Origin of the sequence: Lysobacter luteus, from assembly GCF_907164845.1 — a bacterium.
GTDB classification, from domain to species: Bacteria; Pseudomonadota; Gammaproteobacteria; order Xanthomonadales; family Xanthomonadaceae; genus Novilysobacter; species Novilysobacter luteus.
Map to the genome: position 1 here is coordinate 360,772 of NZ_OU015430.1, position 11,516 is coordinate 372,287.

The 11,516-nt window shown below is 70.2% G+C and carries 10 protein-coding genes and 1 pseudogene; 5 read left to right on the forward strand and 6 right to left on the reverse strand.

Going from position 1 to position 11,516, the window contains the following annotated elements:
- Positions 1–13: 13 nt before the first annotated feature.
- Complete coding sequence (locus KOD61_RS01635; RefSeq protein WP_215219350.1) at positions 14–868, forward strand: polysaccharide deacetylase family protein; 855 nt, start codon at positions 14–16, stop codon at positions 866–868.
- A gap of 13 nt (positions 869–881) precedes the next feature.
- Here the strand turns inward: KOD61_RS01635 and rpoH are convergent, their stop codons facing one another.
- The 6 genes from rpoH to rhlB all read right to left on the reverse strand — a co-directional run bounded on the left by rpoH (position 882) and on the right by rhlB (position 7,115).
- Positions 882–1,772 (reverse strand): RNA polymerase sigma factor RpoH, encoded by an 891-nt coding sequence (gene rpoH / locus KOD61_RS01640; protein ID WP_215219351.1) that lies wholly within the window; start codon positions 1,770–1,772, stop codon positions 882–884.
- Between the two features lie 184 nt (positions 1,773–1,956).
- Complete coding sequence (ung, locus tag KOD61_RS01645) at positions 1,957–2,649, reverse strand: uracil-DNA glycosylase (RefSeq protein WP_215219352.1); 693 nt, start codon at positions 2,647–2,649, stop codon at positions 1,957–1,959.
- Positions 2,650–2,681: 32 nt separating this feature from the next.
- Positions 2,682–3,509, reverse strand: a complete 828-nt coding sequence (locus tag KOD61_RS01650) for a response regulator (RefSeq protein ID WP_215219353.1) — start codon at positions 3,507–3,509, stop codon at positions 2,682–2,684.
- The gene (gene ftsX / locus KOD61_RS01655; protein ID WP_215219354.1) at positions 3,506–4,486 is read right to left on the reverse strand and encodes a permease-like cell division protein FtsX; all 981 of its coding nucleotides are present in this window, start codon (positions 4,484–4,486) and stop codon (positions 3,506–3,508) included. Before ftsX ends, KOD61_RS01650 begins: the two co-directional genes overlap by 4 nt.
- Entirely contained in the window at positions 4,483–5,169 is a 687-nt protein-coding gene (gene ftsE, locus KOD61_RS01660) for a cell division ATP-binding protein FtsE (protein ID WP_215219355.1), read from the reverse strand. The genes ftsX and ftsE overlap by 4 nt, the downstream gene beginning before the upstream one ends.
- A gap of 143 nt (positions 5,170–5,312) precedes the next feature.
- On the reverse strand, positions 5,313–7,115 hold the full coding sequence (gene rhlB / locus KOD61_RS01665; RefSeq protein WP_215219356.1) for an ATP-dependent RNA helicase RhlB: 1,803 nt from the start codon (positions 7,113–7,115) through the stop codon (positions 5,313–5,315).
- Positions 7,116–7,357: 242 nt separating this feature from the next.
- Here rhlB and trxA point away from each other — a divergent pair, with 242 nt between their 5' ends.
- From trxA to KOD61_RS01685, 4 genes and pseudogenes are all read left to right on the forward strand, one after another.
- Positions 7,358–7,684 carry a thioredoxin TrxA gene (gene trxA, locus KOD61_RS01670; protein WP_215219357.1) on the forward strand — a complete coding sequence of 109 codons (327 nt, stop codon included), beginning with the start codon at positions 7,358–7,360 and terminating at the stop codon, positions 7,682–7,684.
- A gap of 246 nt (positions 7,685–7,930) precedes the next feature.
- A complete protein-coding gene (rho, locus tag KOD61_RS01675; protein WP_215219358.1) occupies positions 7,931–9,739 on the forward strand; it encodes a transcription termination factor Rho in 1,809 nt (602 codons plus the stop codon).
- A 70-nt stretch (positions 9,740–9,809) separates the two neighbouring features.
- On the forward strand, positions 9,810–11,114 hold the full coding sequence (locus KOD61_RS01680; protein WP_215219359.1) for a DUF2254 domain-containing protein: 1,305 nt from the start codon (positions 9,810–9,812) through the stop codon (positions 11,112–11,114).
- 119 nt (positions 11,115–11,233) lie between these two features.
- A pseudogene (locus tag KOD61_RS01685) lies at positions 11,234–11,418 on the forward strand (transcription termination factor Rho); the annotation flags it as partial.
- Positions 11,419–11,516 lie beyond the last annotated feature (98 nt).

Sequence of the window (11,516 nt, forward strand, 5' to 3'; positions counted from 1 at the left end):
CATGATGCAGGTCATGGCAAAGCCCGACCTGCACCGCGTCCCACGCCACCCGCACGCCTGGGCCGTGGTGCTGGTGCTGTCGCAACTGGCGGTGGCCGCGCTGTGGTGGCGCCTGGGCTGGCCGGTCGGGCTGCCGGCGATGCTGGCCACCCACGCGGTGTTCCTGTGGGGCGTGCTGGTGCCCGACTCGGGCCTGTTCAGTCCGGTACTGAAGCGTTTGCCGACCAGCGAGCCGGTGGTCTGGTTGACGATCGACGACGGCCCGTCGGAACAGACGCCGGCCGTGCTCGACCTGCTCGACGCGCACGGCGCGAAGGCGACGTTCTTCGTGGTCGGTGAGCGCGCGCAGGCGCGACCGGAACTGTTGCGCGAGATCGCCCGGCGCGGCCACGGCATCGGCAACCACAGCCACAGCCACCCGCAGGCCTGGTTCTGGGCGCTCGGCCCGGCAGCGATGCGGCGGCAGGTCGCGGACGCGCAGGCAGCGATCACCGCCATCACCGGGACCGCCCCGCACTGGTTCCGGGCCGTGGTGGGCATGGCCAATCCGTTCGTGTCGGCGCCGCTTCGCACCCACGGATTGGCGCGCGTGGCCTGGAGCGCGCGCGGCTTCGACGCGGTGGCGGCCGACCCTGATGCCGTCGTCACCCGGATCGAGCGCGGCCTGTCGCCAGGTGCCATCGTGCTGTTGCACGAGGGTGCGCGCCACGGTCGAAACCTCGAGGTGCTGGCGTTGCTGCTGCGGCGCCTCGATGCGCTCGGCTACCGGACCGTATTGCCGGAAGCGGGCGCGGAGGCCGACCAGTGGCTCGAAAAAACGCGGGAAGCGGAAATGGAAACGGCCCGGTTTCCCGGGCCGCCACCGTGAGACGCGTTGACGGTCAGGCCGCGAACAGCGCGCGCATCTTCTTCAGCGCGTTGGCCTCGATCTGACGGATCCGCTCGGCGCTGACACCGTACTCGTCGGCCAGCTCCTGCAGCGTCACCTTGTTCTCGTTGCCCAGCCAGCGGCGGGCGACGATGTCGCGCGAACGCTCGTCGAGCTTGGCCAGCCCTTCGTGCAGCAGCGACAGTTGGCTGTCTTCCTCGTCCTCGCGCTCGTACATCTGCGAGGGGTCCTCGGCGTCGGCACGCAGGTACGCGGCCGGCGACGGCGGGGCGCGGTCATCGTCCTCGTCGGCCGGGGCGTCGAAGCCGATGTCGCGGCCGGACAGGCGCGACTCCATCTCCAGCACCTCGCGCTTGGAGACGTTGAGATCGGCGGCCACGGCGGTGACCTCGGCATCGTTCATCCAGCCCAGGCGCTTCTTGCTCTTGCGCAGGTTGAAGAACAGCTTGCGCTGGGCCTTTGTCGTGGCGACCTTGACGATGCGCCAGTTCTTCAGGATGAACTCGTGCATCTCGGCGCGGATCCAGTGCACCGCGAAGCTGACCAGGCGCACGCCCTGTTCGGGGTCGAATCGCTTGACCGCCTTCATCAGGCCGATGTTGCCTTCCTGGATCAGATCGCCCAGCGGCAGGCCGTACCCGTTGTATCCGCGGGCCACGTGGACCACGAAACGCAGGTGGGAATGGACCAGCTCGCGGGCGGCGTCGAGGTCCTCGTCATCGCGGAAGCGGCGGGCCAGGTGCTGCTCGTCCTCGGCGCTCAGCACCGGGATCTTGTGGACCGCACCGATGTAGGCATCGAGCGAGCCGAGCGGGGTCAGCGCGTTGAGCGCGGGCACCGGCAGGCTGTTGGAAACCAGGGCGTTGGCAGTGATTTCGGTCATGGGGAGGATGTTAGCAGTCGGCAAGGGTGAGTGCTAAGGCCGGAATCGGGGCTTTATCGTCCCATTCACGGAACAATCGAACGGATGCGAGCAGTAAGACTGCCGATCCGATCGTAAGTTCCGGGTCAACGCGCCGTGCATGCGGCCATCGCGGCCAACAACTCGCCAGCCGATGCCAGGAGCCTCATTCCGGTGACGGCAGCGACCAGTCGATCGGCGTACCGCCGCGCCGGGCCAGGTACTGGTTGGCCGCCGAAAAGTGGCCGCAGCCGATGAAGCCGCGGTGGGCCGACAGCGGCGACGGGTGGGGAGCCTTCAGCACCCGGTGGCGGCCGCGGTCGATCACGGCGCCCTTTTTCTGCGCGTAACTGCCCCAGAGCATGAACACCAGGCCTTCGCGCTCGCGGTTGAGGGTGTCGACCACGTGGTCGGTGAAGCCCTCCCAGCCCTTGCCGGCATGCGCCCCGGCTTGGCCGGCCTCGACCGTCAGCACCGCATTGAGCAGCAGGACGCCCTGCCGCGCCCACGGCAGCAGGCAGCCATGGGATGGCCGGGCGATGCCCAGGTCCCGCTCGAGCTCCTTGTAGACATTGAGCAGCGACGGCGGCACGGGAACCTCGGGGCGCACCGAAAAGCACAGCCCGTGGGCCTGGCCGGGGCCGTGGTAGGGGTCCTGGCCCAGGATCACCACCCGGGTGGCATCGAACGGGGTCGCTTCGAACGCGGCGAAGATGTCCGGTCCCGGCGGGAAGATCCGCGCACCCTGCGCCTGGCGCTGACGCAGGAAGGCCGACAACGCCTGCATATCGTCACGCTGCAGGTAATCGCCGACGCGGGCTTTCCAGGATGGCTCGAGCCTGATGCGGTCTTCGGTCATCGCGGTGGCGACGCGTACGGCGACAGGTCCGGCTAGGCCAGCTTGGCCAGCCGCAGCTGGAACAGTGTCTTGGTCACCAGCAGGCGCTCCTCGATCGGCTTGAGCACGAGGTCGTTGGCGCCGGCGCGCAGCAGCGCGCTCTGGTTCTCGGGGTTGGCGTCGCCGGTCATCACCAGCACCGGCAGGCGCCGCTTGCCGTAGCCGAAGTCGCCGCGTACGCGCTCGAGCAGGTCGTGGCCGTCGAGCTCGCCCTTGAGGTAGACGTCGGTCAGCACGAGGTCGGCGCCCGGGTCGTCGGCCCCGCGGTGCGTCTCCAGGTACTCGAGCGCTTCCTCCACGCCGACGAAATGCAGCACCTGCAGTTGCTGGCGCTCCAGCATCCGCTTGGTTGCCAGCGCCACTACGCGGCTGTCCTCGACATACAGCACCCGGGCACCCGGGATCGGCTCGGGTTGGACGTAGCCGCGGATGAACGCCGCCAGCGCCGCGTGGCCAAGGGATTTGTCGAAGTAGTCGGTCACGTCCTCGGTGAAGCGGCGCGACTCCAGGTGGGTCTGCGCCTCGCCCGACACCACGATCACCGGCACGTAGGTCTGGCCAGCCGCCTCGCGCACCGCGCGGGCGAGCGCGATGCCGTCGCCGTCGGGCAGCGCCAGCGACGTCGTCACCAGGTCGACCGGCCCGGCCGCCAGCGCTTCGCGGGCCTCGCCGATGCCCGCGCAGGCGACGACCTCGGCGCCGGCGAGCTCGCGCACCAGCACGTCGCCGATCAGCCGGCGGACCAGCTTCGAGCCGTCCACGACCATCACCCGTGGGGCATCGGCGGCCACGTGGCGCAGCTTGTTCTCGGGCGTGGTCATGTATCGGTCGGCCGGGTCTGTCGGAGGTAGTGGCCGGTGACCAGCCCGGCGCCGATCCAGCCAAGCAGGCCGGCGCCGAGGATGATCGCGGCCGCGTGCTGCAGGCCGAACCCGCGCAGGGCGAAGTCGCTGCCGTAGGAGCGGGCCAGCTCGGCCAGCGGCGCCCGCAGCGACAGGTCCGCTGCGGTCAGGAGGGCCAGCGCCAGCGCACCGGCCACCAGCCCGTAGCTCAGGCCAAGGTACAGGAACGGCCGGCGGATGAAGCCGTCGGTGGCGCCCAGCAACTGCAGCACGCCGATCTCCTCGGTGCGTTGCTGGATGTCCAGCCGCACGGTGTTGCCGACCACCAGCAACGCGCCGAACCCGAGCATCGCCGCCAGCACCCAGGCCAGCCGTCCGCCGAACCGCAGCCAGCCGTCGAGTCGCTCGCGCCAGGCCGCGTCGTGCTGGACGATTTCGGCCTCGGGCAGCTCGGACAGTGTTTCGGCCAGCAGGCCCTCGTCGCCCGTCGGGGTCACGATCAGCAGGCTCGGCAGCGGGTTGCCGTCCAGCCCGGACAGGGTGTCGCCCAGTCCGCCGGTATCGCGCAGTTCGGCCAGGCCCTGCTCGGGCGTGCGGTGTTCGACCGCGGCGACGTCATCGCGCGCGCGCAGCCGTTCCGCCAGTGCACCGGCGTCGTCGACCGCGACGTCGGTCCTGAGGAACACGCTGACCTGGCGTGCCTGCTGCACGTCGCCGGCAAAACGCTCGATGTTGGACAACGCCGCCCACAAACCGAGCGGCAGCGCCAGCGCGACCGCCATCACCCCGATGGTCAATGCGGTCGACCAGGGCTTGCGGACCATCCGCCCGAAGCTCGCGACCAGGCTGTAGACATGGTGGTCCGACCAGGTGCCGACGCGCGAACGCGAGCGGGCGGGGCGGGCGCGCGCATCGGCGGAGGCGGGGGCGGCGGGATTCCGGGCGGTGCTGCTCATTCGGCCAGGTCCTCCGGCGCGATGTCGTCGGCCAGCTCGCCCTGGTTGAGCACGAGCACGCGCTTCTTCATGCGCTTGACCAGGCCGAGGTCGTGGCTGGCGATCAGGACACTGGTACCGCGCTCGGGCAGCGATTCGAACAGCGCCATGATCTCCGCCGACAGGGTCGGGTCGAGGTTGCCCGTCGGCTCATCGGCGACCAGCAGGGCCGGCTCGGCAACGATGGCGCGGGCGATGCCCACGCGCTGCTGCTCACCGGCCGACAGCTGCGCCGGCAGCGCCTGCGCACGGGTGCCGAGGCTGACCCGGTCCAGCACCGCGCGCACGCGCTTGTTGATCTCGGCGCGCCGCATGCCCTGCAGCAGCAGCGGCAGGCCGACGTTGTCGGCGACGTTGCGGTCGGCCAGCAGCCGGTGGTCCTGGAACACCACGCCGACCTGGCGCCGGTGCATCGCGACCTTGCGGCCACGTACGCGCAGCAGGTTCTTCTCGCCGAACAGCACCGCTCCGCGGCTGGGGCGCTCGGCCAGGTGGATGAGCTTGAGCAGGGTGGTCTTGCCGGCACCGGAGTGCCCGGTGACGAACAGCATCTCGCCCTCGCCGACTTCGAAGCTGACCTCGCGCAGGGCCTGGCGGCCACCGCTGTAGAGCTTGCTGACGTTGTCGAAGCGCAGGACGGTCATCGCGCCACCTGTCGATGAGGGTGGCGCCAAGTATCGGCGGGGGCGCCGGTGATGACCAGCATCGCGTCGCCGCGACTACCCATGACGACGATGGCGCGGGGGTCGCCCGCGCCATCGCCATTCAGCCGGTTCCGGTGCGCGGCTCAGTGCTGCGAACGCGGACCGCGGGTCACCAGCGACTTCAGGCCGCGGCCGATGCGCCCGATCAGGCCGGGCTTGTCGGCGGACGCCGTATTGGCGGCCGGGGTTTTCGGCGCGGGCTTGCCGGCGGCGACCTGGGTCGGACCGGACGTGCGCTGCGCCGGGCGTGGCGGCCCCTCGCGCGGCGGCTGCGGCGCAGCGGCCTGCGGGCCAGCGGATGCGGTCTCGCCGTCGGCCAGCTTCCGGCCACCGCGGCGCCGGCGACGCTTGCGCGGCGGCCGTGCGGCGTCGCCTTCGCCCATGCCGGGAACGGCATCGGTCGCGGTCGCTTCGGTCCGAGGACGCGGGGCGCGCTCGGGGCGGGGCGTGGCGGCGGCGTCGGCGGCCGGCGCGGCGTTGGTGGCTGCCGCGTCCTCGCGGCGCGGGCGACGGGGACCGCGGCTGCCCTCGCCACGGCCGCCTTCACTGCGGCCGCCACCGCTGCGGCCGCCCGGGCCGGAGCGTCCGCGACCGCCGCCACGGCGCTCCTCGTCGGCCGCGCGCTGCTCGCGCGCCTCCTTGAAGATCGCGCTGACGCTTTCCTGTTCGCCGTCGTCACCCTCGACCGGCTTGCGCTCCGGGCGTGGCAGGGCGACCAGCAGGTCGGACTCCACCGGCGCGGTCGGGAGCTTCTGTTCGATGTACGCCTCGATGTCCGGCAGGCCCATCGCGTAGCGCTCGCAGGCGAAGCTGATCGCGTCGCCCTCGGCGCCCAGGCGGGCGGTGCGGCCGATGCGGTGGACGTAGTCCTCGGCGTCGAAGGGCAGGTCGTAGTTGTAGACGTGCGACACGCCGTCGATGTGCAGGCCGCGCGCGGCGACGTCGGTCGCCACCAGCAGCTCCAGCTGGCCCTTCTGGAACTTGTTGAGCAGCGACTCGCGCTTCTTCTGCGGCACGTCGCCGCTGAGCACGCCGACCCGGTAGCCGCCGCGCTCCAGCGCACGCGCGACCCGCTCGACCCACACCTTCGTGTTGACGAACACCATCGTGCGGGCGCCCTCGCTGCGCGAGAGCAGGCCCAGCAGCAGCGGGATCTTTTCCTCGTCGGCCGGGAAGTACACCACCTGGCGGACCTTGGCCGCGGTGATGGTCTCGGTCTCGACCACCAGCTTCTCGGGCTCGTTCATGTGCTCGTAGGCGAGCTCGAGCACGCGGTGGCTCAGCGTCGCCGAGAACAGCAGCGTCTGCCGCTCGGTCCGGATCGGCATGCGCCGCAGCAGGAAGCGGATGTCCTTGATGAAGCCCAGGTCGAACATGCGGTCGGCTTCGTCGAGCACGCAGATCTCGCAGGCGTGCAGGCTGACCACCTTGTGCTGCTTCACGTAGTCGATCAGGCGGCCGGGGGTGGCGATGATCACGTCCGCGCCGGCCTGCAGCAGCTCACGCTGCTTGTCGTAGTCGACGCCGCCGTAGACCAGCGCGAACTTGAGGCCGAGGTCGCTGCCGAACTTCACCGCGTCCTTGTGAATCTGGATCGCGAGCTCGCGGGTCGGCGCGAGGATCAACGCGCGCGGGTCCTCGGGCTTGCGGTCGGCCAGTGCCGGGCGCGTCAGCAGGCGGTTCATCACCGCGACCAGGAACGCCAGGGTCTTGCCGGTGCCGGTCTGGGCCTGGCCGGCGACGTCGCCGCCGGGCAGCGCGACCGGCAGGGTCAGCGCCTGGATCGGGGTGCAGCGGGTGAAACCGGCGGCCTCCAGCCCGGCCAGCAGGCTCGGGTGCAGGTCGAACGATGAGAAGGAGATATCGGTAAGGGGCTTGTCGCTCATGCGGATCGGGGTGCTCTGGTAGGGCTTGCGTGCGTCCAGCCCGGCCTGCCGGCCGTGGCGGTGGAGCGCCTTGCGTGGGTGGCGTCCGCCAAGCAGACTGCCGGGGTCGGCCAGTTTCGTCCCTGACCGCAGCGTGCGGGGCCTTGAAGCCGCCGCGAAACACCCCAGTCTAACGCGTAACCCCGGGCGTTCGCCGGGCGGCCATGCTGCCGCCGGCACCCGCCCCCCCGCAGGAGAAGCTTGTGAGCGACAAAATCATGCAGGTCGGCGATGCCGATTTCGATACCGCCGTGCTGCAGTCGTCCGAACCGGTGCTGGTCGACTTCTGGGCGGAGTGGTGCGGCCCGTGCAAGATGATCGCCCCGGCGCTGGACCAGCTGGCCGAGGAGTACGACGGCAAGGTCAAGATCGCCAAGGTCAACGTCGACCACAACCGCGCCACCGCGATGAAGTACCACGTTCGCTCGATCCCGATGCTGCTGCTGTTCAAGGACGGCCAGGTGCAGCAGACGCAGATCGGCGCGGTCGGCAAGGGCCAGCTGGCCCAGATGATCGACAAGGCGCTTTGACCGCCGGCGCCGGCCCTGCCGGCGCCTCTGACATGAACCGGACGCCCGCCCCCGCTTGCGGGCGCCCCGGCGGCGGTGCTAGTTTCGCAACACCCGGCGCCTGAACGGTTGCAACGGCCTGCCCACGGCACCTGCCGCGGCTGGTTTCGCCAGACCCGCTCCCCGCCGCACCCATCTCGACACCTTTCGTCCCAGACGCTCCGCCCGCCCGCCGCGGGCGCTCGCCGCTTAGCGAGGAATCCCCGCTTGTCCGATAACACCCCCGACGCCGGCGACACCGCCGAAAAGCGCGTGCGCAAGCCGCGCGCCAGCAAGGCCGACGCTTCGGCGGCCAGCAAGACCGAGTCGGCCGCCGCCGACAACGCCAGCCCGGCGCCGGCCAAGGCGGCCCCCGCAGCTGCCCCGGCCGCGGAGCCCAAGCCCGCCCCGGTGAAGGCCGAGGCCCCCGCCGCGCCGGCCCAGGACAACCAGGGCAGCGCCGGCGCATCCGGCGAAGGGCAGGCCGAAGGCCAGCGCCCGCCGCGCAACGGTGGCGAACCGCGTAGCGACAACGCGCCGCGCGGCGACAACGCACCGCGCGATGGGCAGCCCCGCGACGGCCACCCCCGCGACGGCCAGCGTAGTGACAACGCGCCGCGTGGCGGCGACCAGGAAGGCGGCCGCGGCAACCGGCGCGACCGCTTCCGCAGCAAGCGCGACCGCAACCGCAACCGCGACGGCCTGCCCAGCGACGACGGCGGCAACGAGACCTTCGTCCCGCGGCCCAACCCGCAGGTCCCGGAGGGCTTCCCGAGCTACTCGCTGGGCGACCTCAAGCGGATGCCGGCGCAGAAGCTGCTCGACATCGCCGAGCAGCTGAACATCTCCGAGGGCGTCGCCCGCGCCCGCAAGCAGGACGTCATCTTCGCCGTGCTGAAGGTGCTGACCCGCCACGGCGAAGGCGTCGCCGCCGACGGCGTGCTGGAAATCCTGCCCGACGGCTTCGGCTTCCTGCGCGCGGCCGAGGCCAGCTACCTGGCCGGTCCGGACGACACCTACATCTCGCCCAGCCAGATCCGCCGCTTCAACCTGCGCACCGGTGACCACCTGTCCGGCCGCATCCGCTTCCCGAAGGACGGCGAGCGCTACTTCGCCCTGTCGATCGTCGACACGATCAACGGCGAGCCGCTGGAAGCGAGCAAGAACAAGGTCCTGTTCGAGAACCTCACCGCGCTGTTCCCGCGCCGCAAGTTCAAGCTCGAGCGTGGCGACGGCAGCACCGAGGACATCACCGGCCGGATCCTCGACCTCATGGCCCCGCAGGGCAAGGGCCAGCGTGCCCTGATCGTCAGCCCGCCCAAGGCCGGCAAGACGATGATGATGCAGCAGGTGGCCACCGCCATCACCCACAACCATCCCGACGTGCACATGATCGTGCTGCTCATCGACGAGCGGCCCGAGGAAGTCACCGAGATGCAGCGCACCGTGCGGGGCGAGGTCATCAGCTCGACCTTCGACGAGCCGGCCGCGCGCCACGTGCAGGTCGCCGAGATGGTGATCGAGCGCGCCAAGCGCCTGGTCGAGCACAAGAAGGACGTGGTGATCCTGCTCGACTCCATCACCCGCCTGGCCCGCGCGTACAACAACGTCGTGCCGAGCTCGGGCAAGGTGCTGTCGGGTGGCGTCGACGCCAACGCCCTGCACCGTCCCAAGCGCTTCTTCGGTGCCGCGCGTAACGTCGAGGAAGGCGGCTCCCTGACCATCATCGCCACCGCGCTGGTGGACACCGGCAGCAAGATGGACGAGGTGATCTACGAGGAGTTCAAGGGCACCGGCAACTCCGAGGTCCACCTCAACCGCCGCATCGCCGAGAAGCGCGTCTACCCGGCGATCGACATCAACCGCTCCGGCACCCGCCGCGAGGACTACCTGATCGAGCCCGAGCTGCTGCAGAAGATCTGGATCCTGCGCAAGCTGCTGCACGGCATGGACGAGATCGGCGCGATGGAGTTCCTGCTCGACAAGATGAAGAACTCGAAGTCCAACGACGAGTTCTTCGCTTCGATGAAGCGCTGAACCGCTCCGGCTCACCGGCCTCCGGGCAGCGAGCGCGGCGCCTTCATCTCAGCTCTGGGAGGATGTCCGGATGGGCCGCCTCTCCCGCCTGTGGTACCGCGTCACGTCGACGTTCTGGTTCGCGCCCGCCCTGATCGTGGCGGGCGCGGTCCTGCTCGCATTCGGCACGGTCGAAGCCGATGCCCGGTACGTCACCGCTGGCGCCCTCGAGGCCTGGCCGCGACTGTTCGGGGCCGGCGCCAGCGCATCGCGCAGCATGCTCGCCGCGGTGGCGGGCTCGATGATCACGGTCGCCGGCACCGTGTTCTCGATCACGCTGGTCGCGCTTTCGCTCGCTTCCAGCCAGTACAGCTCGCGGGTCCTTCGCAACTTCATGCGCGATCGCACCAACCAGGCCGTGCTGGGCGTGTTCGTCGGCATCTTCGCTTATTGCCTGGTGGTCCTGCGCTCCATCCATGGCGAAGCCGACGAAGCCTTCGTCCCGTCGGTCGCTGTGTTCCTGGGCCTGCTGCTCGGCTTCGGCGGCATCGGCATGCTGGTGTTCTTCATCCACCACATCGCCGAGTCGATCCAGGCCTCGCGGATCCTCGAGGCCGTGCGGAGGGAGACCTGCGGCGCGATCGAGCGGTTGTTCCCGGATCGAGCCGGCGCCGACGACGACCCCGACTCTTGGCCCGACGGCTCCGGATGGCACGAGGTGCGTCGCGCCGACACCACGGGATACCTGCAGGTAGTGGAGTTCGAGCGGCTGTGCGACCTCGCCAGCGCCCACGGCGTGCGCCTGAAGGTCCACGTCGGGCTCGGCGATTACATCCTTCCCGGCCAAGTCCTGCTCTCGACGTGTCCCGCCCCGCCCGAAGGGCTGGGCGACGAACTGGCAGGCGCCTGCACGATCGGCAGGCAGCGCACGTTGGAGCAGGACGTGGGCTACGGCATCCGGCAACTGGTGGACGTCGCGCTCAAGGCGCTGTCTCCCAGCGTCAACGACACGACGACGGCCACCATGTGCATCGATTCGCTCACCGCGATCCTCGCGGAGCTGGCACACCGCGACTTGCGGTTCGAAGGTTGCGAACGAGGGGGCACGCGCTGGATCGACGCGCCCCATCCGCGGTTCGAGGACCTGCTCGACCAGGCGATGGACCAGATCCGCCACTTCGGCCGCGGGAACGTCGCGGTTCTGCATCGGCTGCTCTGGTCGCTCGAATCCCTCGGAGCAAGGACCTCGATCCGCGCGCGGCGCCTGGCACTCAGTCGACAGGCGCGCCGTCTCCACGGCGTCGCCGGCCGGGAACTCGACGATCCGGACGACCAGCGCAGCGTGCTGGAAGCGGCGGGCGCGCTCCTGCGCACGCTCGACACCGACCACGGCTGAGGGCGTCATTCCGCGGGGCGCGATGATGCTAGGCGCCCCCTGATGGCCCAGAGCATCGTGCCGATCACGTCGTCAATGAGCTTTCACGCGCGAGTCCAGTGGCTGCACGTCGCCCTGCGCGAGCATCCGGCAACTCCGAGGTCCACCTTATCCGCCGCATCGCCGAAAAGCGCTGCTGCAGAAGATCTGGATCCTGCGCAAGCTGCTGCACGGCATGGACGAGATCGGCGCGATGGAGTTCCTGCTCGACAAGATGAAGAACTCCAAGTCCAATGACGAGTTCTTCGCCTCGATGAAGCGCTGAGTCGCCCCTCGACGTAAAAAAGCCCCGCAGGTCGCGGGGCTTTTTTTTGGTTCATCGTGTAATGCCGGGCGCGGCCCACGTCCCCGCGGCGCCATAAT

Bases quoted from the DNA above. Each gene is read 5' to 3' on its own strand.
- KOD61_RS01680 (WP_215219359.1), top strand. From the start codon at position 9,810: ATGGGCCGCCTCTCCCGCCTGTGGTACCGCGTCACGTCGACGTTCTGG.
- rpoH (WP_215219351.1), bottom strand. From the start codon at position 1,772: ATGACCGAAATCACTGCCAACGCCCTGGTTTCCAACAGCCTGCCGGTG.
- KOD61_RS01635 (WP_215219350.1), top strand. From the start codon at position 14: ATGGCAAAGCCCGACCTGCACCGCGTCCCACGCCACCCGCACGCCTGG.
- KOD61_RS01650 (WP_215219353.1), bottom strand. From the start codon at position 3,509: ATGACCACGCCCGAGAACAAGCTGCGCCACGTGGCCGCCGATGCCCCA.
- rhlB (WP_215219356.1), bottom strand. From the start codon at position 7,115: ATGAGCGACAAGCCCCTTACCGATATCTCCTTCTCATCGTTCGACCTG.
- ung (WP_215219352.1), bottom strand. From the start codon at position 2,649: ATGACCGAAGACCGCATCAGGCTCGAGCCATCCTGGAAAGCCCGCGTC.
- ftsX (WP_215219354.1), bottom strand. From the start codon at position 4,486: ATGAGCAGCACCGCCCGGAATCCCGCCGCCCCCGCCTCCGCCGATGCG.
- ftsE (WP_215219355.1), bottom strand. From the start codon at position 5,169: ATGACCGTCCTGCGCTTCGACAACGTCAGCAAGCTCTACAGCGGTGGC.